This is a genomic window from Pseudomonas sp. NFR09 (assembly GCF_900111535.1).
Lineage (GTDB): Bacteria > Pseudomonadota > Gammaproteobacteria > Pseudomonadales > Pseudomonadaceae > Aquipseudomonas > Aquipseudomonas extremorientalis.
The window spans coordinates 206,308-229,239 of sequence record NZ_FOIH01000005.1 but is presented as its reverse complement, the minus strand read 5'-3'; the positions used below and the strand labels follow the sequence as shown (position 1 = coordinate 229,239).

The window sequence follows — 22,932 nt, the reverse complement described above, 5'->3', positions numbered from 1 at the left end:
ACATTTCGCAAAAAAAGGCCGCCTTGGACACCTCCATTTTTTTCTTGAAGGCTCTACTTCAAGGCTTTTAGGGTATCTCAGCGAATTTGCCAACAATTCGTTTTTGTACTGTTTTGTTGTAGAAGGGCTCAGCCCCCTGCAAGTTGATGGCGGTACTAACAGACATCAGCTCTTGTGCAGCTTGCTCATCAACTGCGCCTCAGCCTGGGTCAAGCCGCAAGACTGCGTCAATTCATCCACCGTAGCCCCCATGCCCACCAGCTTCGCCGCCTGGGCAAACGAAAGGCTCGAAGGGTCGCGTTGCTCGATCTGCGCCAGCTTGTCCGGCAACGGCGCAAGAATGGCGCGCAATTCGTGCACCTCATCCCCCACCCTCACCGCACTCTGCTGGTAATGATCGACCCGCTTGACCAACTCCAGGATGCGCCGGTCACGCACCGCATCACGCTCGGCCTGTTGCAACAACAGTTCGCGCTGCTGGCTCACATGGCGCAGCAGAAATGCCAACGTCCCGGCCCACAACAGGGCCAGGACAATCACCGCAGCCTCAAGGAACAATCAGATACTCTCCAGTTCCGACCACTCTTCTTCGCTCATCATCTTGTCCAGCTCAACCAGAATCAGCAGTTCGCCGTTCTTGTTGCACACGCCCTGGATGAACTTGGCGGACTCTTCGTTACCCACGTTCGGCGCGGTTTCCACTTCCGATTGGCGCAGGTAGACCACTTCGGCCACGCTGTCGACCATGATCCCGACCACTTGCTTGTCGGCCTCGATGATGACGATACGCGTGTTGTCGTTGACCTCGGTCGGTACCAGGCCGAAACGCTGGCGGGTGTCGATCACCGTCACCACGTTGCCGCGCAGGTTGATGATGCCCAGCACGTAGCTCGGCGCACCCGGTACCGGGGCGATTTCGGTGTAGCGCAGCACTTCCTGCACGCGCATCACGTTAATGCCGTAGGACTCGTTGTCCAGTTTGAAGGTTACCCATTGCAGGATCGGATCATCCAAACCTTGTGCGGACGCTGACTTGTTCATACCCCTGACCCCTTCAAGATTGGCCACGCACCAGCGTGGACCTTATTGTTCAATCAACTGCGTTTAGTAACCGGCATCGTTTTGACGGCACCACTGGCGATCAACTCGGCCAGTTCGGCGACGTCGAGCAACGCGCACATGTGTTCGATCACGGTGCCCGCCAGCCAAGGCCGTTGGCCCCGGTGGCTGCGCCATTTGATTTCGTTCGGGTCCAGGCGCAACGAGCGGCTGACTTGATGCACCGCCAGCCCCCACTCATAGCCCTGCACCGAGATCACGTATTGCAAGCCCTGGCGGAAGTCGTCGCGGTAGCGGTCGGGCATGACCCAGCGCGCGGTATCCAGCACCTTCAGGTTGCCGGCCTGGCTCGGCAGGATGCCGAGGAACCACTCCGGCTGCCCGAACAGCGGCGTCAGTTCCTGACCTTCCAGGGAATAGATCGAGCCCAGGCACACCAGCGGCACCGCCAGCGTCAAACCGGCGACGTCGAACAACAGGCATTCGAACGGCTCGGCGGCCCAGCTCGGGCGATCATCACCGGTGACCGGCGGCGGTGTGATGCTCGGCGGCAGGTGCACTTCCACCACCGGCTCGACCACTGCCGGGATCGCCACGGCTGGCATAATCGGCACCACGACCTGCGCATCCCGGGCTTGTTCTTCCAACACCGCCAACTGGAATTCATCCAGCACGGCTTCTGGCTCGACAGCAGGCTCCAGTACCAGGATCGGTTCCGGCAGGGCTTCCTCGGTCGCGTCCTGCAGCAGGGCATCCAGGTAGGATTCCAGTGCCAGTTGCGGCCGGGTCTTGAGTTCGACGGGACGGTTCATCACGCCACCTGCGCCACAAGCTGCTGGGACAGCAGGTGTTTGAGCAACGCGCGGTAGGCCAGTACGCCACGGCTTTTCGGGTCGAACTGCGACGGCGCCAGGCCGGCGCGGCTGGCGTCACGCAGGCGCGTGTCCACCGGGATATAGCCGTTCCAGATGGTGTCAGGGTAGGCATCGCGCAATACGCGCAGGGTGCCGAGGGACGCCTGGGTGCGGCGGTCGAACAGGGTCGGCACGATACTGAACGGCAGCGCCTGTTTGCGCGAACGGTTGATCATCGCCAGGGTGCTGACCATGCGCTCCAGGCCTTTGACGGCCAAATGCTCGGTCTGCACCGGGATCACCAGTTGCTGGCTGGCCGCCAGGGCGTTGACCATCAGCACGCCGAGCAACGGCGGGCTGTCGATGATCGCGTAGTCGAAGTCCTGCCACAGTTGCGCCAGGGTCTTGGCGATCACCAGGCCCAAGCCGCTCTGCCCCGGCGACTGGCGCTCCAGGGTGGCCAGCGCGGTGCTGGACGGCAGCAGCGAAATGCTTTCGTTACTGGTGGGCAACAGCAGTTGCCCGGGCAGATCGGCCGGCACACTGCCCTTGTGCAGGAACAGGTCGTAGTTGCTGTGTTCCAGCGCATCCGGGTCGTAGCCGAAATAGCTGGTCATGGAGCCGTGAGGGTCCAGGTCCACCACGACCACACGCTTGCCCGCCTCGGCCAGCAAGCCGGCTAAGGCGATGGAGGTGGTGGTCTTGCCGACTCCACCTTTTTGATTGGCAACTGCCCAGACTCTCATTCGGTTGGTTCCTCCCGGCAGGCACAGGCGCGACCGAGACATTGCATGGGGTTATTGAGCCGGCGACGGAGAATTGACGGCACTCTGTCGAACCGGCGGTTTTACCGGGGCCGGTGCAGTTTGTGTGCCAGCCCGCTTCAAGGCCGCATCCGGTGTTGCATTGGCGGTGCCGGTGCCGGTCAGGCTGCGGCGCACATCCAGGTTGCGCGACACCACCAGCACCACCCGACGGTTACGCGCGCGGCCTTGCGCCGTGGCGTTGTTGGCCACCGGCTGGAACTCACCGTAGCCCACCGACGCCAGGCGTCCAGGGTTGACGCCCTGCATCGCCAGCATCCTGACGATGCTCGCCGCTCGTGCCGACGACAGCTCCCAGTTGGTCGGGTACTGCGCGGTGCTGATCGGAACGTTGTCAGTGAAGCCTTCGACGTGGATCGGGTTCTCGAACGGTTTGAGGATCGCCGCCACTTTGTCGATGATGGTGAATGCCTGGTCGCTGGGCATCGCATCGGCGCTGGCGAACAGCAGGCTGGAGTTCAACTCGATCTCCACCCACAACTCGTTGCCGCGCACGGTCATCTGGTTGGAGCTGATCAAGTCGCCAAACGCGGCACTGATGTCGTCGGCGATGCTTTTCAGCGGGTCGCTGGTGCCGCCCACGCCGGCGGCGGTTTCATCGCTGTCGTTGACCAGCGGCTTGGCCGGGGTCACGGTCTTGGGCCGTTCTTCACCAATAGGGATCGGCTTGAGCGCACGGTCGGCATCGTTGAACACGCCGATCAGCGCCTGGGAAATGACTTTGTACTTGCCTTCGTTGATCGACGAGATGGAGTACATCACCACGAAAAACGCGAACAGCAGGGTGATGAAGTCCGCATAGGACACCAGCCACCGCTCGTGGTTGACGTGTTCTTCAGGCTCGCGACGGCGACGGCTCACAGGCAATTACCTCCCTGCACACAGTACTCACTGCCAACCGGTTCATTGTGGCGAGCGAGCTTGCTCGCGTTGGGCTGCGGAGCAGCCCCAAAACCAGGCACCGCAATCTTTCTGAAAAAACACGGTGCCTGGATCAGGGCCGCTTCGCGCCCCAACGCGAGCAAGCTCGCTCGCCACAAGTAGATACTCATGGTCATCAATCCATGAAGCCCTGGAGCTTCAATTCGATGGAACGCGGGTTCTCGCCCTCGGCGATCGACAGGATGCCTTCGAGCAGCATCTCGCGATAACGCGACTGGCGCATGGCAATCGACTTGAGTTTGCTGGCCACCGGCAACAGCACCAGGTTGGCACTGGCTACACCGTAGATGGTGGCGACAAACGCCACGGCAATGCCGCTGCCCAGTTGCGAGGGGTCGGCCAGGTTGCCCATCACGTGGATCAGGCCCATCACCGCACCGATGATGCCGATGGTCGGCGCGTAGCCGCCCATGCTTTCGTAGACTTTGGCGGCGTTGATGTCGCGGCTTTCCTGGGTGTAGAAATCCACTTCAAGAATGCTGCGGATCGCTTCCGGCTCGGCACCGTCCACCAGCAGTTGCAGGCCTTTGCGCGCGTAGCTGTCGGGCTCGGCATCGGCCACGCCTTCCAGGCCCAGCAGACCTTCCTTGCGCGCGGTGAGGCTCCAGTTGACCACGCGGTCGATGCCACCGGGCAGGTCCACGCGTGGCGGGAAAATGATCCATATCAGAATCTGCATGGCGCGCTTGAACGAGCTCATGGGCGATTGCAACAACGCCGCGCCCACGGTGCCGCCGATCACGATCAGCGCCGCCGGGCCGTTGGCCAGGGCGCCGAGGTGCCCGCCCTCGAGGTAGTTGCCGCCGATGATCGCGACAAACGCCATGATGATGCCGATCAGGCTCAGTACATCCATCAGAGGCAGGCCTCCACCAGATGCTTGCCGATGTCGTCCAGGCTGTAGACGGCGTCGGCCAGGTCCGCCTTGACGATGGCCATGGGCATGCCATAGATCACGCAGCTGGCTTCGTCCTGGGCCCAGATGGCACTGCCGCCCTGCTTGAGCAGGCGCGCACCTTCACGGCCGTCGGCGCCCATGCCGGTGAGCACCACCGCCAGAACTTTGTCACCGTAGGACTTGGCTGCCGAACCGAAGGTGATGTCCACGCACGGCTTGTAATTCAGACGTTCGTCGCCCGGCAGGATTTTGATCGCGCCACGGCCGTCGACCATCATCTGCTTGCCACCGGGGGCCAGCAGCGCCAGGCCAGGGCGCAGGATGTCGCCATCCTCGGCTTCCTTGACGCTGATGCGGCACAGCTTGTCCAGGCGCTCGGCGAACGCCTTGGTGAACGCCGCCGGCATGTGCTGGATCAATACGATCGGCGCCGGGAAGTTGGCCGGCAATTGGGTCAACACGCGTTGCAGCGCAACCGGGCCGCCGGTGGAGGTGCCGATGGCGACCAGCTTGTAGGCCTTGCGCTTGGGTGCGGGCGAATGCGAAGACGCAGGCGCCGCCGTGCGAGCGGGTGCCACCGCAGGCCGTGCCACCGGCGCAGGCGCAGGGCGCGCAAACGACGATGTCGGTGCCGCTGGAGCCGGTGCTGGCGCAGCGGTTGGCGCAGGCGCGCTGAACAGGCTGCGACGGTTACTGCGCGAAATGCTGTGCACTTTCTCGCAGAGCATCTGCTTGACCTTCTCGGGGTTGCGCGAGATGTCTTCGAAATTCTTCGGCAGGAAGTCCACCGCGCCGGCGTCCAGCGCATCCAGGGTGACCCGGGCGCCTTCGTGCGTCAGCGAGGAAAACATCAGGACCGGGGTCGGGCAGCGTTGCATGATGTGCCGGACTGCCGTGATGCCATCCATCATCGGCATCTCGTAGTCCATGGTGATCACGTCCGGTTTCAACGCAATGGCTTGATCAATCGCCTCTTTGCCGTTGGTGGCCGTGCCGACCACCTGGATCGTTGGATCGGCGGAAAGAATTTCCGAGACGCGGCGGCGGAAGAAACCCGAATCGTCCACCACCAGGACCTTGACTGCCATAAACACTCCGTTAGGCGGGGCGGGCACTACCGCCCTGCCCCACCAGAATCAAATACGCCGAGCGGCGTAACGCTTGAGCATGCTCGGAACATCGAGAATCAGCGCGATCCGACCGTCACCGGTGATGGTCGCACCCGACATGCCCGGGGTTCCCTGCAGCATTTTGCCCAAAGGCTTGATGACCACTTCTTCCTGGCCAACCAGTTGATCGACGACAAAGCCGATGCGCTGGGTGCCCACGGAGAGAATCACCACATGGCCTTCGCGCTGCTCTTCATGCTTGGCCGATGCCACCAGCCAGCGCTTGAGGTAGAACAGGGGCAATGCCTTGTCGCGCACGATCACCACTTCCTGGCCGTCCACCACGTTGGTGCGCGACAGGTCGAGGTGGAAGATTTCGTTGACGTTGACCAGCGGGAAGGCGAACGCCTGGTTGCCCAGCATCACCATCAGGGTCGGCATGATCGCCAGGGTCAACGGCACCTTGATGACGATCTTGGAGCCCTGGCCCTTGGTCGAGTAGATGTTGATCGAGCCGTTGAGCTGGCTGATCTTGGTCTTCACCACGTCCATGCCGACGCCACGGCCGGACACGTCGGAAATCTCGGTCTTGGTCGAGAAGCCCGGGGCGAAGATCAGGTTGTAGCACTCGGTGTCGGTCAGGCGGTCGGCGGCGTCCTTGTCCATCACGCCGCGCTTGACCGCGATGTTGCGCAATATGGTCGGGTCCATGCCTTTGCCGTCGTCAGTGATCGACAGCAGGATGTGGTCGCCCTCTTGCTCGGCAGCCAGGATCACCTTGCCGTTGCGCGACTTGCCCGAGGCTTCGCGCTCTTCCGGGGTTTCCACGCCGTGGTCCACGGCGTTGCGCACCAAGTGGACCAGCGGGTCGGCCAGGGCCTCGACCAGGTTCTTGTCGAGGTCGGTTTCTTCGCCCACCAGTTCCAGGTTGATTTCTTTCTTCAGCTGACGCGCGAGGTCGCGAACCAGGCGCGGGAAGCGCCCGAAGACTTTCTTGATCGGCTGCATCCGCGTTTTCATCACGGCGGTCTGCAGGTCGGCGGTCACCACGTCGAGGTTCGACACGGCCTTTTGCATGGCTTCATCGCCGCTGCTCAGGCCCAGGCGCACCAGACGGTTACGCACCAGTACCAGTTCGCCGACCATGTTCATAATGTCGTCCAGGCGCGCGGTATCCACCCGCACGGTGGTCTCGGCTTCACTGGCAGGCTTCTCGGCTGCCGGTGCCGGGGCGGCGCGCGCCGGAGCAGGTGCAGCGGCCGGAGCCGGTGCTGGCTTGGCGGCTGGAGCAGGCGCAGCGGCCTTGGCGGCGGCCGGTGCAGCTGTCGCAACCGCAGCGGCCGGGGCCACTTCACTGAACTTGCCCTTGCCGTGCAATTCGTCCAGCAGGGATTCGAACTCGTGATCGGAGATCAGCCCATCGCCCGCAGGAGCGGCACTGGCAGCAGCCGGTGCCGCAGCCGTGGCGGCGACTTCCGGCAAGGCGTCGGCCGCGAAGGTGCCCTTGCCATGCAGTTGGTCGAGCAATGCCTCGAATTCATCGTCGGTAATATCGGTGCTGGCGCTGGCCGCCGGTGCATCCGCAGCCGCAGCGGCGGGTGCCACGGCGTCGGCCGCGAACTGGCCTTTGCCATGCAACTGGTCGAGCAGCGATTCGAACTCAGCGTCAGTGATGTCTTCGCTGGTCGGTGCGGCGACCGGCGCGGCCGGTGCTTGCGCCTCGGCCTTGACGGCACTGAGGGAGTTGAGCAACTGCTCGAACTCGCTGTCGGTCACATCCGGTTCGGCCTCAACCACAGGCTCCGGCGCGGCTTCAACCACCGGTGCGGCCGACGTGTCGGCAGGCTCCGCATAGCGCGCCAGGGCGGCCAGCAGTTCCGGGGTCGCCGCCGTGATCGGGGCACGCTCACGCACCTCGCTGAACATGCCGTTGACCGCATCCAGTGCTTCGAGAATCACGTCCATCAACTCCGAATCAACGTGACGCTCACCCTTGCGCAGGATGTCGAACACGTTCTCGGCGATGTGGCAGCACTCCACCAGCTCATGGAGCTGGAGGAAGCCGGCGCCCCCTTTTACAGTGTGAAAACCGCGAAAAATTGCATTGAGCAGGTTCGCATCATCCGGTCGGCTTTCCAGCTCGACCAGTTGCTCGGACAACTGCTCTAAAATTTCGCCGGCCTCTACAAGGAAATCCTGAAGGATTTCTTCATCGGCGCCGAAGCTCATGTGGGTGCTCCTTAGAAGCCTAAACTGGATAACAGGTCATCGACATCATCTTGACCCGATACAACGTCTTCACGTTTATCGGCATGAATCTGCGGACCTTCACCCTTGGCGAGATGTTTTTGTGGATCTTTTTCCGAGAGGATCGCTTCGCGGTCATGTTCGATGCCGGCGAAACGGTCAACCTGGCCTGCCATAAGCACCAATTTGAGCAAGTTGCTTTCCACTTCGGTGACCAACTGGGTCACACGCTTGATCACCTGACCGGTGAGGTCCTGGTAATCCTGGGCCAGCAGAATGTCGTTGAGGTTGCTGGAAACCGTACGGTTTTCCTGCTCGCTGCGTGACAGGAAACCGTCGACCCGACGCGCCAACTCGCGAAACTCCTCGGCCCCCACTTCCCGGCGCATGAAGCGGCCCCAGTCGTGGCTCAGGGCCTGGGCTTCAGTGGCCATGCCGTTGACCAGGGGCGTGGCGTTTTCCACCAGGTCCATGGTGCGGTTGGCCGCCGCCTCAGTCAGCCTGACCACATAGGACAGGCGTTCGGTGGCATCGGTGATTTGCGAGATTTCTTCGGCCTGGGGCATGTGCGGGTCAATCTGGAAATTGACGATCGCACTGTGCAGCTCGCGTGTGAGCTTGCCCACTTCCTGGTACAGGCCGCGGTCACGGGTCTGGTTGAGCTCATGGATTAACTGCACCGCGTCGCCGAACTGGCCTCTTTCAAGGCTGTCGACCAACTGGTGAGCATGCTTTTTCAGGGTCGACTCGAAGTCTCCCTGTGACGTTTCTTTATGCTCCATAGCTCCCCCGCGATGGCATTAGCCGTGGATGCGTTCGAAGATTTTTTCGATCTTCTCTTTCAAGGCCAATGCCGTGAATGGCTTGACCACGTAACCGTTGACCCCGGCCTGGGCGGCTTCGATGATCTGCTCACGCTTGGCTTCGGCGGTGACCATCAGCACAGGCAGGCTGCGCAGCTTTTCGTCAGCGCGCACGTGGCGCAGCAAGTCGATACCGGTCATGCCCGGCATGTTCCAGTCTGTTACCAGAAAGTCGATGCTCCCGCTGTTGAGGATCGGAATGGCCGTAATGCCGTCATCCGCCTCGACCGTGTTTGTGAACCCAAGGTCACGCAACAGGTTTTTTATGATCCGCCGCATCGTTGAGAAGTCATCAACGATGAGGATTTTCATGTTCTTGTCCAATTCGACCTCCAAGCAGTCTTAAACGCGCCCAGCACCTGGACGCGCCATTTCAATCAACAGGCATTACACAAAAAGGACTGCCGGGGGCACCACGGGTCGAACCCGCGAAGGCCGGTTGCCCTCGCGGTATCGTCTGCAGTGTCCCCACACTGCCTGTTCAGCGCGCTCGCCACTCTCCCAAACGCCCCCGCAAGCGGGCTGCGCACTGGCTGTGCAACTGGCTGACCCGCGATTCGCTGACACCCAGGACCTCACCGATTTCCTTGAGGTTCAGCTCTTCGTCGTAGTACAGCGCCAACACCAGCCGCTCACGCTCCGGCAAATTGGCAATCGCGTCCGCCAACGCTCCCTGGAAACGCTCATCTTCCAGGTCACGCGATGGCTCCATATGAGCACTCGCGCCGTCCTCGTGCAGCCCTTCATGTTCGCCGTCCTGCAACAGGTCGTCGAAACTGAACAGGCGGCTGCCCAAGGTATCGTTCAAAATCCCGTAGTAATCGTCGAGACTCAATTGGAGTTCGGCCGCAACTTCGTGATCTTTAGCGTCGCGACCGGTTTTTGCTTCAATTGCGCGAATTGCGTCACTGACCATGCGTGTGTTGCGGTGTACCGAACGCGGCGCCCAGTCACCTTTGCGCACTTCATCGAGCATCGCGCCACGGATGCGGATGCCCGCATACGTCTCGAAACTCGCCCCCTTGCTCGCGTCGTATTTGGTCGACACTTCGAGCAGGCCGATCATGCCCGCCTGGATCAGGTCTTCGACCTGCACGCTGGCGGGCAGGCGTGCCAGTAGGTGATAGGCAATGCGCTTGACCAGGGGCGCGTAGCGCTCGATCAACTCGCCCTGGCTGTCACGGGCAGACTTCTTGTAAGCGTTGTAGCCGGTCGCTGTCATAGCACGGGTCCTGCGCTCGTCTGATGCACCAATCGCTCGACGAAAAACTCCAGATGCCCCCGGGGGTTGGCGGGCAACGGCCAGGTATCGACCTTCTGGGCAATAGCCTTGAACGCCAGTGCACACTTGGAACGAGGGAATGCTTCGTAGACTGCACGCTGCTTTTGCACAGCCTTGCGCACACACTCGTCGTAGGGAACTGCGCCGACGTATTGTAAGGCGACATCGAGGAAACGATCCGTGACCTTGGTCAACTTGGCGAACAGGTTGCGCCCTTCCTGCGGACTCTGGGCCATGTTGGCCAGGACGCGGAAGCGGTTCATGCCGTAATCACGGTTAAGCAGTTTGATCAGGGCGTAGGCGTCGGTGATCGAGGTGGGTTCATCGCAGACCACCAGCAACACTTCCTGCGCGGCGCGCACGAAGCTGACCACGGATTCGCCGATCCCGGCGGCGGTGTCGATCACCAGCACGTCGAGGTTGTCGCCGATGTCACTGAAGGCCTGGATCAGGCCGGCATGCTGCGCCGGGCTCAGGTGCACCATGCTCTGGGTGCCGGAGGCGGCCGGGACGATGCGGATGCCACCGGGCCCTTGCAGCAGCACATCGCGCAGCTCACAACGGCCCTCGATCACATCGGCAAGGGTGTGCTTGGGCGTCAGCCCCAGCAGAACGTCGACGTTCGCCAACCCCAGGTCAGCATCCAGCAGCATGACGCGACGGCCAAGCTCTGCCAGGGCCAGGGACAAATTCACTGACACGTTAGTTTTTCCGACGCCACCTTTGCCGCCGGTCACCGCGATCACCTGTACGGGATGCATGCTGCCCATTTTATTTCTTTACCTTGTCTTGCTTAGACGCAGGCTACATGGCTTGGCCGCGTGAATCGCTTGCAGACCATCGATGTAGATACTTTTCACGGTGTTCATACCGTCCTCAACCTACCCGCTTCGCCGGGTTGTGGTAGAGGTCGGCGAACATATCGGCCATCGCTTCCTCGCTAGGCTCGTCTTGCATTTGCACGCTGACTGCACGGCTGACCAACTGATGACGGCGCGGCAGATGCAGATCATCCGGAATCCGCGGCCCGTCGGTCAGGTAGGCGACCGGCAATTCATGACTGATGGCCAGGCTCAGCACCTCGCCCAGGCTCGCGGTTTCGTCGAGCTTGGTGAGGATGCAACCGGCCAGGCCGCAGCGCTTGTAACTATGATACGCAGCGGTAAGAACCTGTTTCTGGCTGGTGGTTGCAAGCACCAGGTAATTTTTCGACTTGATGCCACGCCCGGCCAGGCTTTCCAACTGCATGCGCAAGGCAGGGTCGCTGGCTTGCAGGCCGGCGGTATCGATCAGCACCACGCGCTTGCGCAGCAGCGGGTCGAGGGCGTTGGCCAGGGACTGGCCCGGGTCGACATGGGTCACCGGCACATTGAGAATGCGGCCCAGGGTCTTGAGCTGCTCCTGGGCACCAATACGGTAGCTGTCCATGCTCACCAGCGCGATATTCTGAGCGCCGTACTTGAGCACGTAACGGGCGGCCAGCTTGGCCAGGGTGGTGGTCTTGCCCATGCCGGCAGGGCCGACCATGGCGATCACACCGCCCTCTTCCAGGGGTTCGATTTCCGGGGTGGCGATCATCCGCGCCAGATGGGCCAGCAACATGCGCCAGGCCTGGCGAGGCTCTTCGATCTCGGTGGTCAGGGCCAGCAGGTCGCGGGACAACGGGCCGGACAGGCCGATGCGTTGCAGGCGGCGCCACAGGTTGGCCTGTTGCGGTTTGCTGCCTTGCAACTGGTTCCAGGCCAGCGAGCCCAACTGCACTTCGAGCAGTTCACGCAAACCGTTGAGTTCAAAGCGCATCGAATCGAACACGCGCTGGTCAACCGCCGCTGCCGGGGCTGGCGCAGCGGGACGCGGCGGCTCTTTGAAGGTCGGCTCAACCAATGGCTCGGCGGCGGTCAGCGGCAGGCCGGCGAACAACTGACGATTGGTGGTGGCATCGCTGTCGCCACGCATGCTCAGTTCAGCCTGGGCCGAGACGATGCGCGAAGCGGTCTTGCGCAGCTCGTCTTCGAGCTCCATGTTCGGCACGCGCGGCGCCAGGGCCGAAGGGGTGTAATCCAGGGCAGCCGTCAGCTCGACACCGCCGGCAATACGACGGTTGCCGATAATCGCGGCGTCGGCGCCCAGCTCATCACGAACCAGTTTCATGGCCTGACGCATATCGGCGGCGAAAAAACGCTTCACTTGCATAACCCACTACCCTCAGCCGTTGGGCCCTACTGTCGCGACGATAGTCACTTGCTTGTTGTCAGGAATTTCCTGATAAGCCAAAACGTGCAAATTCGGTACTGCCAGGCGCCCAAACCGCGACAACATCGCCCGGACCGGGCCTGCCACCAGCAGGATCACCGGTTGGCCTTGCATTTCCTGGCGTTGCGCGGCGTCGATCAACGAACGCTGCAGCTTCTCGGCCATGCTTGGCTCCAGCAGAACGCCCTCTTCCTGGCCTTGTCCTGCCTTCTGAATACTATTGAGCAATATTTGTTCCAACCTGGGTTCCAAGGTGATCACAGGCAGCTCGGAGTCAAGCCCTACAATGCTTTGCACGATTGCACGCGACAATCCGACGCGCACCGCGGCCACCAGCGCGGCAGTATCTTGACTCTTGGCGGCATTGTTGGCGATAGCCTCGGCAATGCTGCGAATGTCGCGCACCGGCACCTGTTCGGCCAGCAACGCCTGCAATACCTTGAGCAACTGGGACAGCGACAGAATGCCCGGCACCAGCTCTTCGGCGAGTTTTGGCGAGGCTTTGCCGAGCAAACCCATCAATTGCTGGACTTCTTCGTGGCCGATCAGCTCGTGGGAGTGCTTGTACAGGATCTGGTTGAGGTGGGTGGCGACCACGGTGCTGGCGTCCACCACGGTGTAACCCAGGGACTGCGCCTGGCTGCGCTGACTGATTTCGATCCATACCGCGTCCAGGCCAAAAGCCGGATCTTTGGCGGTAATGCCGTTGAGGCTGCCGAACACCTGCCCCGGGTTGATTGCCAGCTCGCGGTCCGGGTAGATCTCGGCTTCCGCCAGGATCACGCCCATCAGGGTCAGGCGGTAGGCGCTGGGCGCCAGGTCAAGGTTGTCGCGGATATGCACGGTGGGCATCAGGAAGCCCAGGTCCTGGGACAGCTTCTTGCGCACGCCCTTGATCCGCGCGAGCAATTGACCACCCTGGTTGCGGTCCACCAGCGGAATGAGGCGGTAGCCGACTTCCAGGCCGATCATGTCGATCGGGGTCACGTCATCCCAGCCCAGCTCCTTGGTTTCCTGGGCGCGGGCAGGGGATGGCAGCAGTTCCTGCTGGCGCGCAATCTCCTGCTGGGCCTGGACCTTGACCGCATTCTGCTTTTTCCAGAACAGGTAGGCCGCACCGCCGGCCAGGGCCGCCATGGTCAGGAACGATACGTGGGGCATGCCCGGCACGATGCCCATGATCGCCATGATGCCCGCCGCCACGGCCAGGGCCTTGGGCGAGGCGAACATCTGCCGGCTGATCTGCTTGCCCATGTCTTCGGAGCCCGAAGCACGGGTCACCATGATCGCCGCTGCTGTGGATAACAACAGTGATGGCAATTGCGCCACTAAACCGTCACCGATGGTCAGCAAGGCGTAGACCTTGCCCGCATCGCCGAAGGTCATGCCGTGTTGGAAGATACCGACGGCCATACCGCCGATGAGGTTGATGAACAGAATCAGCAGGCCGGCGATGGCGTCACCGCGCACGAATTTGCTGGCACCGTCCATGGAGCCGTAGAACTCGGCTTCCTGGGCCACTTCCAGGCGGCGTGTCTTGGCCTGGTTCTGGTCGATCAGGCCGGCGTTGAGGTCGGCGTCGATCGCCATTTGTTTGCCGGGCATGGCGTCGAGGGTAAACCGCGCGCTCACCTCGGAAATCCGCCCGGCACCCTTGGTCACCACTACGAAGTTGATGATCATCAGGATCGCGAACACCACGATACCGACCACGTAGTTACCGCCGATCACCACCTCGCCGAAGGCCTGGATCACCTTGCCGGCGGCGGCATGGCCGTCCTGACCGTGGAGCATCACCACACGGGTCGACGCCACGTTGAGCGCCAGGCGCAGCAGGGTCGCCACCAGCAGGATGGTCGGGAATACCGCAAAATCCAGCGGCCGCAGGGCGTACACGCAGACCAGCAGCACCACGACGGACAGGGCAATGTTGAAGGTAAAGAACACGTCGAGCAGGAACGGCGGCATCGGCAACATCATCATTGCCAGCATCACCAGCAACAACAACGGCACACCCAGATTGCCCCGCGAGAGGTCAGTCAGGGTGCTGCGCGCCGTGCCGAGCATTTGAGAGCGATCCACCAGTATTCCTCGTGTCCTTTGAAGCAAAGTTTTGACGCAGTTGGGCGTCCTGAAGGCGGTATTGCAAGAAGCCTTCCAACTTTTGTTTTGGAACGTCGATCGCTATGAACGCCCACGTTTTTTCGGAAAGAACATATTAAATGTGGGAGGGGGCTTGCCCCCGATTGCAGCTTGCCAGAGTCGGTGACTGACACAACGCCATCGGGGGCAAGCCCCCTCCCACACTTGGATGTGCGCGCAGCCGGTACTACTGGGGAAATTTCCGATAAGGTTTTGCGGTTGCCCCTAGGAAACTCGCTCTCTAGTCTCCGTACACCGCTGCAAACGCAGTGGGCGGGCGTCGCGGCCCGGCTTACCAATGCGCAGAAGCGCCATTGTCCGCTTTCAGTTGACGCCTTTTTATCGTCTACTGTGCGGCCTTATGGTGACTGTGCGCGGGATACCCTCGGGTATGCCGGGTCCATTGGTAACCGGTCCGCGAACCTGCGCACAGCTGCCACTCTCCATCGCGTCGCGGCGATCAGTGGCGGCTCCACTTACATGAGTGACTTTGCCTTCGAGTTGGACCGGACAAAACGCGAAGGTGCGCTGGGCGTAGCGCAGTTGATCGGGCTGGCGAAGCTGCTGGCTGACAGAGTGTTGGAGGACAGCGAGCACTTGAGGGCCTGATGGCGGATCGTTCCTGCACTACCCTGCGGGAACGATTATGACGCTCATAGGATGCGGACGTTTTCAGCCTGACCGCCTTTGGGTCCTTGGGCTAAATCGAATTCAACTTTTTGATGTTCTTCAAGCGTCTTGAAACCGTGGCTCTTGATAGCCGAATAATGGACAAAAACATCCGAGCTATTGTCGTCCGGCTTGATAAACCCAAACCCCTTCTGCGCGTTAAACCACTTCACCGTGCCTGTTGCCATTACGGTTCTCCTGACATCTCACTCAAGGACTTGTTGGATGACCCTGACATCGCACGCAAAGATACCGTCAGGTCGATGGATCCGCTGAAACACCACCTGCACCCCCACCGCAAGCCGGACGTCCCGCGAACCAATGAGGTCCACCGGAACAGTCTCGCCATCCACGACAATCAAACCCTTTCCAGTTTTCCGGTTATAGGATTTGACGATGCCTCTGGTAAACCGATTCAAAACCACTCTCCCTGCATCTCGTTTACAGCCTGCGCGCAGTGCATAGGGCAATAGAACCGCGAGCAGCGCGCTTTGGCTACTGTGAAGTCTGACAGGTAGACGACAGTTATCGATGAGTGGTAGGCAGGGCGGGAGTACGTCAGGAATCGCGGCGCAAATCCGGCGGAATCGGCAAATCCTTGAGCGGATCCGGGCGCTTGCCTTTGCCGGCGCGGTATTGGCGAATCTGATAGACATACGCCAGCACCTGAGCCACCGCCAGGTACAACCCGGCGGGAATCTCCTGGTCCAGGTCGGTGGAGTAGAAAATCGACCGCGCCAGCTCCGGCGACTCCAGCAACAGGATGTCGTTGGCCACCGCGATCTCGCGGATCTTCAACGCGGTAAAGTCACTGCCCTTGGCCAGCAGCATCGGCGCGCCGCCCTTCTCCGGGTCGTATTTGAGGGCGACGGCATAGTGGGTCGGGTTGGTGATGACCACATCGGCGTCGGGCACCGAGGCCATCATCTTGCGCTGGGACATCTCGCGCTGCAGTTGGCGGATGCGTTGCTTGACCTCGGGGCGCCCTTCCTGGTCCTTGTGCTCGTCGCGCACTTCCTGTTTGGTCATCAACAGTTTCTTGTGGCTTTCCCACAGTTGGATCGGCGCATCCACCGCCGCGATGATGATCAGCCCGGCCGCCATCCACAGCGCACTCCAGCCCACCACCTGCACGCTGTGGATGATCGCCGACTCCAGCGGTTCATGGGCAATGAGCAGCAGGTCATCAATGTCGGACGACAGCACCATCAGCGCCACGAACAGGATCAGGATGAACTTGGCCAGCGCCTTGAGCAGCTCCACCAGGGCCTTGGTGGAGAACATGCGCTTGAGCCCGGCGCCAGGGTTCATGCGGCTGAACTTGGGCGCCATGCTGCCGGCAGCGAACAGCCAGCCGCCCAGGGCGACCGGGCCGATCAGTGCGGCGAGCAGCAAGGTGATCAGAATCGGCTGCACCGCCAGGATCGCGATCTTGCCCGAATGCAACAGGTACCGGCCCATGGCGTCAGGGTTGAGCAGCACCTCGCGGGGCAAGGCGAAGTTGTGTTTCATCAACTCCATCAAGTCCAGCGCCAGGCCGCCGCCGTAGATGAGCAACGCGCCGGCACCGGCCATCATGGTGGCGACGGTATTGAGCTCTTTTGAGCGGGCAATCTCGCCCTTTTCCCGGGAGTCCTTTTTACGTTTCTCCGTGGGGTCTTCTGTTTTGTCCTGACCACTCTCGCTCTCGGCCATGGCTCAGCGCGCCCGTGCCAGATCACGTAAGAACTGCAGGGCGTCGGTCGCCAGCGGTTGATACTGATTGAGAATGTCGGCCAGGCCGATCCAGAAAATCCCCATGCCCAATACCAGGGTCAGCGGGAAACCAATCGAGAAGATGTTCAATTGCGGCGCCGCACGAGTCATCACCCCAAAGGCGATGTTGACCACCAGCAATGCGGTGATCGCCGGCAACACCAGCAACAGCGAAGCACCCAATACCCAGCCGAGCCGCCCGACCACCTCCCAGAAGTGATTGACCACCAGCCCCGAGCCTACCGGCAAGGTGATAAAGCTTTCGGTCATCACCTCAAAGGCCACCAGGTGGCCGTTCATGGCCAGGAACAGCAAGGTCACCAGCATGGTCAGGAATTGCCCGATCACCGCCGCCGACACACCGTTGGTAGGGTCGACCATAGAGGCGAAGCCCATGCCCATCTGGATCGAGATGATTTGCCCGGCGATCACAAAGGCCTGGAAGAACAGCGTCAGGGAAAAGCCCATCAGCGCGCCGATCAGGATCTGCTCGGCAATCAGCAGCAACGCACTCAGATCAATGGCATTGACCGGCGGCATCGGCGGCAGCCCAGGCACGATCACCACGGTAATCGCCACCGCAAAGTACAGGCGCACGCGCCGCGGGACCAGTGTGGTGCCGAACACCGGCATGGCCATGAGCATGGCCGTGACCCGGAACAGCGGCAGAATGAAAGACGCCACCCAGGTGCTGATCTGGGTGTCGGTCAACGCCAGCAAGGACTGCATCGGGTCAGCCGATCAACTGCGGAATACTGCCGTACAACTGCAGGATATATTCCATGAAGGTCTGCACCAGCCACGGGCCGGCCACGATCAGAGTGACCAGCATCACCAGCAGGCGCGGCAGGAAGCTCAAGGTCTGTTCGTTGATCTGGGTCGCCGCCTGGAACATCGCCACCAGCAGGCCGACCAACAGGCTCGGCACCACCAGCACGGCGACCATCACGGTGGTCAGCCACAATGCTTCACGGAACAGGTCGACGGCGACTTCTGGCGTCATTGCGCTATACCCCGCCGAAACTGCCGGCCAGGGTGCCGATAATCAGCGCCCAGCCGTCCACCAGCACAAAGAGCATGATCTTGAACGGCAGCGAGATGATCAGTGGCGACAGCATCATCATACCCATGGCCATCAGTACGCTCGCCACCACCAGGTCGATGATCAGGAACGGGATAAAGATCATGAAGCCGATCTGGAACGCGGTCTTCAACTCCGACGTGACGAACGCTGGCACCAGGATGGTCAGCGGCGCCTGGTCCGGGGTGGCGATGTCGGTGCGCTTGGACAGGCGCATGAACAGCTCAAGGTCGCTGGAGCGGGTCTGCGACAGCATGAAATCCTTGATCGGCCCCTGGGCCTTGTCGATCGCATCCTGGGCGGTCATTTTCTCCGCCAGGTAGGGTTGCAAGGCTTGCTGGTTCACCTTGTCAAACACCGGCGCCATGATGAACAGCGTCAGGAACAGGGCCATGCCGGTGAGGATCTGGTTCGACGGCGTCTGCTGCAGGCCCAGTGCCTGGCGCAGGATCGAGAACACGATGATGATCCGCGTGAAGCTGGTCATCAGCATGACAAACGCCGGGATAAAGCTCAGTGCGGTCATGATCAGCAGGATCTGCAGGCTGACCGAATACTCCTGCGCGCCCGCCGCATTGGTCCCCAGCGTAATGGCCGGGATCGACAACGGATCGGCGCCGAACGCCAATGGCGCGGCCAGCAACAGCATGAGCGTCAATAAAACGCGCATTACTTCTTATCCTTCTGATCCTTGCCCAGCAACTCCATCAGGCGCTGGGCGAATTCTGGCGTGGCGGACTGGCCCTGATCCACGCTCACCGGGGTCTTGAGCACGTGCAACGGGGTGATGCGGCCGGGGGTGATACCCAACAGGATCTGTTCCTCGCCCACCTGCACCAGCACCAGCCGATCACGCGGGCCGAGGGCGCGCGAACCGATCATCTCGATCACCTGGCCGTTGCCCGGCCCTACGCGCTGCACGCGGCGCATCAGCCAGGCCAGCACGAAAATCAGCCCGACCACCAGCAACAGGCCCAGCACCAGCTGGGTCAATTGTCCGCCGATACCGCTGCTCACCACTGGTGCGGCCGCCGCCGTCGCTTGCGCGGCCGGCTCAGCCGCGAGGGCGCTCAATGGCAGCGCCAGAAACAGTCCCGCCATCGAATACTTCATATCAGCGCAACTTCTTGATGCGTTCGCTCGGGCTGATCACGTCGGTCAGGCGGATGCCGAACTTTTCGTTGACCACCACCACTTCGCCGTGGGCGATCAGGGTGCCGTTGACCAGCACGTCCAGCGGCTCGCCGGCCAGGCGGTCAAGCTCGATCACCGAACCCTGGTTGAGTTGCAGCAGGTTGCGGATGTTGATTTCGGTGCTGCCGACTTCCATGGAAATCGACACCGGAATGTCGAGGATCACATCCAGGTTCGGGCCATCGAGGGACACCGGCTCGTTGTTTTTCGGCACGCTGCCGAATTCTTCCATGGGCAGGCGGTTGCCGGCCGGAGCGGTGGCGGCGTCAGCGGCCAGCAGCGCGTCGATATCGTCCTGGCCAACATCGCCGGTTTCTTCCAGGGCAGCCGCCCATTCGTCAGCCAGGGCCTGGTCTTCGGCGGAAGTGTTTTCGTGTTCGGTAGCCATTACATGTCCTCGGCGGAGCAAACATTCATAAATAGGGGTGCATCAACGACGGGTGATCGGCTCGACCACCTGCAGCGCCAGGTTGCCCTTGTGGGAACCGAGCTTGACCTTGAATGACGGCACGCCGTTGGCGCGCATGATCATTTCTTCCGGCAGTTCGACGGGGATGATATCCCCCGGCTGCATGTGCAAAATATCGCGCAGGCGCAGTTGCCGACGGGCCACGGTGGCGCTCAACGGTACGTCGACGTCCAGCAGGTCTTCGCGCAAGGCCTTGACCCAACGTTCGTCCTGGTCGTCCAGGTCGGACTGGAAACCGGCGTCGAGCATTTCGCGCACCGGTTCGATCATCGAGTACGGCATGGTCACGTGCAGGTCGCCGCCACCACCATCGAGTTCGATGTGGAAGGTCGACACCACAATGGCTTCGCTGGGGCCGACGATGTTGGCCATGGCCGGGTTCACTTCGGAGTTGATGTACTCGAAGTTGACTTCCATGATCGCCTGCCAGGCTTCCTTCAAATCGATGAAGGCCTGCTCCAGCACCATGCGCACCACCCGCAACTCGGTGGGGGTGAACTCACGGCCTTCGATCTTGGCGTGGCGACCGTCGCCGCCGAAGAAGTTGTCCACCAGCTTGAACACCAGCTTGGCGTCGAGGATGAACAGCGCGGTGCCGCGCAGTGGCTTGATCTTGACCAGGTTGAGGCTGGTGGGCACGTACAGCGAGTGCACGTACTCGCCGAACTTCATCACCTGCACGCCGCCCACCGCCACGTCCGCCGAACGACGCAGCATGTTGAACATGCTGATGCGGGTATAGCGGGCGAAACGTTCGTTGATCATCTCCAGGGTCGGCATGCGTCCACGGACGATGCGATCCTGGCTGGTGAGGTCATAACTTTTGACGCTGCCGGGCTCGGCAGCCATTTCGGTCTGTACCAGACCATCGTCGACGCCATGCAGCAGCGCGTCGATTTCATCCTGGGACAGCAGGTCTTGCACGGCCATGTCGTGATCCTACTGCAATACGAAGTTAGTGAAGAGCGCCTGCTCGACCACGACTTTGCCGAGCTCCTTCTGGGCCACTTCCTGCACGCTGGCCGTGACTTTCTGGCGCAGCATTTCCTGGCCCACCGGCGTGGCGAGTGTGTCGAAGCTCTGGCTGGAGAACAGCATGACGAGGTTGTTGCGGATCACGGGCATGTGCACCTTGAGGGCGTCCAGGTCCGAAGCGTTACGCGCCAGCAAGGTGATGCTCACCTGCAGGTAGCGTTGACGACCGTTCTGATTGAAGTTGGCGACAAAGGCCGGAAGCATCGGTTCGAAGATTGCCGGTTGCTTGACGTTAGTGGCGGTTTCGGCGGCGGGTGCCGGCTTGCTGGCACTGCTGTGCATGATGTACCAGGTGCCACCCACCGAGGCGCCGATAGCCAGGAGCAGGCCCAGGACTATCAACAGGATAAGCTTGAGCTTGCCTTTGCCTGCGGGTGCTTTTGCTGCGTCTTCGCTCTTCGCCATGCCAATAATCCGTCACTATTCGGGGATTCATAGATCTACGGAGAGGCAAGAGCAAGTGTTATGCCAGAGTTGTCTGGAAGTCGAGGAGGTACGGGCGCAGCAAATCAAATTGTGGGAGGGGGCTTGCCCCCGATAGCGGTGTATCAGTCACCCATGTTTCAGCTGACACACCCTCATCGGGGGCAAGCCCCCTCCCACATTTCGTCCGGATCAGGCGTAGTAGTCGACCGCACTGGAGCCGATTACGGTTGAGGTGACCGGCGTCACGGCTTCAGCCACATCAAGGTGGTTGCCGCTGTCGCCATTGTCACCGCCCCGCCCGCCGCCACCGCTCACACCACGGGTCTGGGCCTGCTGCTGTTGTTGCTCCTGCCCACGGGACTGGTCCGACACGTTCACGTCCACCTGGCCCATGCCCTGCTGGGCAAACATCTCCCGCAAGCGCCCGGACTGGCTTTCCAGCGCTTCACGTACCACCGGGTGGGCGCTCATGAAGTTGACCTGGGCCTGTTGGTCGGCGGTCATGTTGACCTTGATATCCAGGCGACCAAGCTCAGCGGGTTGCAACTGGATCTCCGCCGACTTGAGGTTGGCACTGGACAGGTACATCACCCGGTTGACGATTTCATCGGTCCAGCCGCTCTGGTGCATGGCCAAGGGCGCATTGGTCACAGGTGGCAAGGCGTTGGCGGTTTTCGGCGTGGCCGCCTGGGTCAACGCGGCGAGGCGGTTGGCGAAGTCATCGACACGGGTGTCGCTGCTGGCGTTCTTCAGGTCCTTGAGACCGTCTTCGATCAACCCGCTGAAGGCCTTGTCGCCGCCCTGGTCGGTGCTGTCCTTGGTGGCTTGCTGGTCGACCATATTGGCCAGGCCGGCGGCGAAATTCTGTGCGGCAGTGGGTTGATCCTGAGTCGGTGCCGGAGCGGTTTTTGCCTGCGCCTGGCTGCTGGCCGATACGTGACCGCCCTGCTCCATCGCCAGGCGCACGGCGGGCATGGCATCCAGGGGATCTGCTTCAGGATCGAAGGCCGGCTTGGCTTCCTCGGTCGCTGCGACCGGCGCAGCAACCACCGGCTGAGCCTTGTCATCCTTGGTCGTGGTCGCGGGCGCAGGTGTTTCAACCGGCACCGGCACGGCTACCGGGGTGACGGTGGCAATCAGCGCCGGGTCGACCACCGGGTCAGCCGGAGGTTGCTGCACCAAGGCAGGGTCGGCTGGCGCGTCGTCATCCTTGCTCGCGCTGTCGTCGGTTTTGGCCGGCGGCGTGGCAGGCAAGGTATTGCCGCTATCGGCAACGGCTGGCGTACTGGCGGCAGGCTTGTCATTGCCCGCTGCAGGCTTGGCGCTGGCATCGGACGACTTGCCTGCGGTGGGTTTGGCCGAGCTGTCGTCGGTCTTGACCGTGGGCTTGGACGCCTGGCTGGCAAACACTTGAGCGAAGCCAGGGCCCTTGTCCCGTGGGTCCGCAGCCACTGCCGATGGGTTGGCAGAGGGCGCTTGAGGCTTGGCCGCGGGGGCAGCCTGAAGGAGCGAATTCGGGGCGACTGGCATAGGTAAAGGTCTCCACTGCATGGGGGTCGGGGATGCAGTATTGAGAGGTAGAGCAAGAGTTGGGCCAGGTTTGGGGGCGGTTGGTTTTATTGAGTACATATCCGTTTTTTAGGTAACGGCCACTTAGGGTTCCGCCCTTACGGCGGCTCACTTTGGAAAAGCCGGAATGCCGGCCCAGCCCAAAGTAAGCAAAGGGCTCTTGCCCCAACACTCGGCACCTCGCCTAGGCTCGGTGTGCCCGTAATCCGACAGTGATTTGGGGGGCCGCCGCCACGCGCCATCCATGGCGCGGGGCGGCTA

The 22,932-nt window shown here is 61.6% G+C and carries 25 protein-coding genes; 1 reads left to right on the top strand and 24 read right to left on the bottom strand.

Going from position 1 to position 22,932, the window contains the following annotated elements:
• Positions 1–165: 165 nt before the first annotated feature.
• The 14 genes from BMX59_RS13850 to flhA form a co-directional block, all read right to left on the bottom strand.
• A complete protein-coding gene (locus tag BMX59_RS13850) occupies positions 166–558 on the bottom strand; it encodes a DUF2802 domain-containing protein (RefSeq protein ID WP_071489809.1) in 393 nt (130 codons plus the stop codon).
• Positions 559–1,041 carry a chemotaxis protein CheW gene (locus BMX59_RS13845; protein ID WP_010564003.1) on the bottom strand — a complete coding sequence of 161 codons (483 nt, stop codon included), beginning with the start codon at positions 1,039–1,041 and terminating at the stop codon, positions 559–561. It abuts the gene before it with no gap.
• 53 nt (positions 1,042–1,094) lie between these two features.
• The gene (locus tag BMX59_RS13840; RefSeq protein WP_093122334.1) at positions 1,095–1,871 is read right to left on the bottom strand and encodes a CheW domain-containing protein; all 777 of its coding nucleotides are present in this window, start codon (positions 1,869–1,871) and stop codon (positions 1,095–1,097) included.
• Entirely contained in the window at positions 1,871–2,659 is a 789-nt protein-coding gene (locus BMX59_RS13835) for a ParA family protein (protein ID WP_016976611.1), read from the bottom strand. Before BMX59_RS13835 ends, BMX59_RS13840 begins: the two co-directional genes overlap by 1 nt.
• 51 nt (positions 2,660–2,710) lie before the next feature.
• Positions 2,711–3,598: a flagellar motor protein MotD gene (gene motD, locus BMX59_RS13830; protein WP_092243055.1), complete on the bottom strand. Its 888-nt coding sequence runs from the start codon at positions 3,596–3,598 to the stop codon at positions 2,711–2,713.
• Positions 3,599–3,794: 196 nt separating this feature from the next.
• On the bottom strand, positions 3,795–4,535 hold the full coding sequence (locus BMX59_RS13820) for a flagellar motor protein (RefSeq protein WP_033900785.1): 741 nt from the start codon (positions 4,533–4,535) through the stop codon (positions 3,795–3,797).
• Positions 4,535–5,665 (bottom strand): protein-glutamate methylesterase/protein-glutamine glutaminase, encoded by a 1,131-nt coding sequence (locus tag BMX59_RS13815; protein ID WP_071489813.1) that lies wholly within the window; start codon positions 5,663–5,665, stop codon positions 4,535–4,537. Before BMX59_RS13815 ends, BMX59_RS13820 begins: the two co-directional genes overlap by 1 nt.
• A gap of 48 nt (positions 5,666–5,713) precedes the next feature.
• A complete protein-coding gene (locus BMX59_RS13810) occupies positions 5,714–7,915 on the bottom strand; it encodes a chemotaxis protein CheA (protein ID WP_071489814.1) in 2,202 nt (733 codons plus the stop codon).
• 11 nt (positions 7,916–7,926) lie between these two features.
• On the bottom strand, positions 7,927–8,715 hold the full coding sequence (locus tag BMX59_RS13805; protein WP_058427225.1) for a protein phosphatase CheZ: 789 nt from the start codon (positions 8,713–8,715) through the stop codon (positions 7,927–7,929).
• A gap of 18 nt (positions 8,716–8,733) precedes the next feature.
• Positions 8,734–9,108 (bottom strand): chemotaxis response regulator CheY, encoded by a 375-nt coding sequence (locus BMX59_RS13800; protein ID WP_015885173.1) that lies wholly within the window; start codon positions 9,106–9,108, stop codon positions 8,734–8,736.
• A 169-nt stretch (positions 9,109–9,277) separates the two neighbouring features.
• Positions 9,278–10,018, bottom strand: coding sequence for an RNA polymerase sigma factor FliA (fliA, locus tag BMX59_RS13795; RefSeq protein WP_016976604.1), 741 nt, complete (start codon positions 10,016–10,018; stop codon positions 9,278–9,280).
• Positions 10,015–10,848 carry a flagellar synthesis regulator FleN gene (fleN, locus tag BMX59_RS13790; RefSeq protein WP_003192912.1) on the bottom strand — a complete coding sequence of 278 codons (834 nt, stop codon included), beginning with the start codon at positions 10,846–10,848 and terminating at the stop codon, positions 10,015–10,017. The genes fliA and fleN overlap by 4 nt, the downstream gene beginning before the upstream one ends.
• 106 nt (positions 10,849–10,954) lie before the next feature.
• The gene (gene flhF, locus BMX59_RS13785) at positions 10,955–12,271 is read right to left on the bottom strand and encodes a flagellar biosynthesis GTPase FlhF (protein ID WP_071489815.1); all 1,317 of its coding nucleotides are present in this window, start codon (positions 12,269–12,271) and stop codon (positions 10,955–10,957) included.
• 12 nt (positions 12,272–12,283) lie between these two features.
• Complete coding sequence (gene flhA / locus BMX59_RS13780; RefSeq protein WP_219731804.1) at positions 12,284–14,398, bottom strand: flagellar biosynthesis protein FlhA; 2,115 nt, start codon at positions 14,396–14,398, stop codon at positions 12,284–12,286.
• A 498-nt stretch (positions 14,399–14,896) separates the two neighbouring features.
• On the opposite strand from flhA, the gene BMX59_RS30750 reads away from it, so the two are divergent.
• Positions 14,897–15,082, top strand: a complete 186-nt coding sequence (locus BMX59_RS30750) for a DUF6124 family protein (RefSeq protein ID WP_371914373.1) — start codon at positions 14,897–14,899, stop codon at positions 15,080–15,082.
• A 44-nt stretch (positions 15,083–15,126) separates the two neighbouring features.
• Here the strand turns inward: BMX59_RS30750 and BMX59_RS13775 are convergent, their stop codons facing one another.
• The 10 genes from BMX59_RS13775 to BMX59_RS13725 all read right to left on the bottom strand — a co-directional run bounded on the left by BMX59_RS13775 (position 15,127) and on the right by BMX59_RS13725 (position 22,632).
• On the bottom strand, positions 15,127–15,330 hold the full coding sequence (locus tag BMX59_RS13775; RefSeq protein WP_093122328.1) for a cold-shock protein: 204 nt from the start codon (positions 15,328–15,330) through the stop codon (positions 15,127–15,129).
• 370 nt (positions 15,331–15,700) lie between these two features.
• Positions 15,701–16,837 (bottom strand): flagellar biosynthesis protein FlhB, encoded by a 1,137-nt coding sequence (flhB, locus tag BMX59_RS13765; protein ID WP_071489819.1) that lies wholly within the window; start codon positions 16,835–16,837, stop codon positions 15,701–15,703.
• A gap of 3 nt (positions 16,838–16,840) precedes the next feature.
• A complete protein-coding gene (gene fliR / locus BMX59_RS13760) occupies positions 16,841–17,626 on the bottom strand; it encodes a flagellar biosynthetic protein FliR (protein ID WP_071489820.1) in 786 nt (261 codons plus the stop codon).
• A 4-nt stretch (positions 17,627–17,630) separates the two neighbouring features.
• Positions 17,631–17,900 (bottom strand): flagellar biosynthesis protein FliQ, encoded by a 270-nt coding sequence (gene fliQ, locus BMX59_RS13755; protein ID WP_010208761.1) that lies wholly within the window; start codon positions 17,898–17,900, stop codon positions 17,631–17,633.
• 4 nt (positions 17,901–17,904) lie between these two features.
• Positions 17,905–18,648 carry a flagellar type III secretion system pore protein FliP gene (fliP, locus tag BMX59_RS13750; protein ID WP_016976565.1) on the bottom strand — a complete coding sequence of 248 codons (744 nt, stop codon included), beginning with the start codon at positions 18,646–18,648 and terminating at the stop codon, positions 17,905–17,907.
• On the bottom strand, positions 18,648–19,091 hold the full coding sequence (fliO, locus tag BMX59_RS13745) for a flagellar biosynthetic protein FliO (RefSeq protein ID WP_071489821.1): 444 nt from the start codon (positions 19,089–19,091) through the stop codon (positions 18,648–18,650). The genes fliP and fliO overlap by 1 nt, the downstream gene beginning before the upstream one ends.
• Position 19,092: 1 nt before the next feature.
• Positions 19,093–19,560 carry a flagellar motor switch protein FliN gene (fliN, locus tag BMX59_RS13740; protein ID WP_058427232.1) on the bottom strand — a complete coding sequence of 156 codons (468 nt, stop codon included), beginning with the start codon at positions 19,558–19,560 and terminating at the stop codon, positions 19,093–19,095.
• A 42-nt stretch (positions 19,561–19,602) separates the two neighbouring features.
• A complete protein-coding gene (gene fliM / locus BMX59_RS13735; RefSeq protein WP_071489822.1) occupies positions 19,603–20,571 on the bottom strand; it encodes a flagellar motor switch protein FliM in 969 nt (322 codons plus the stop codon).
• A gap of 9 nt (positions 20,572–20,580) precedes the next feature.
• A complete protein-coding gene (fliL, locus tag BMX59_RS13730; RefSeq protein WP_092243038.1) occupies positions 20,581–21,081 on the bottom strand; it encodes a flagellar basal body-associated protein FliL in 501 nt (166 codons plus the stop codon).
• A 210-nt stretch (positions 21,082–21,291) separates the two neighbouring features.
• Positions 21,292–22,632: a flagellar hook-length control protein FliK gene (locus tag BMX59_RS13725; RefSeq protein WP_092243036.1), complete on the bottom strand. Its 1,341-nt coding sequence runs from the start codon at positions 22,630–22,632 to the stop codon at positions 21,292–21,294.
• Positions 22,633–22,932 lie beyond the last annotated feature (300 nt).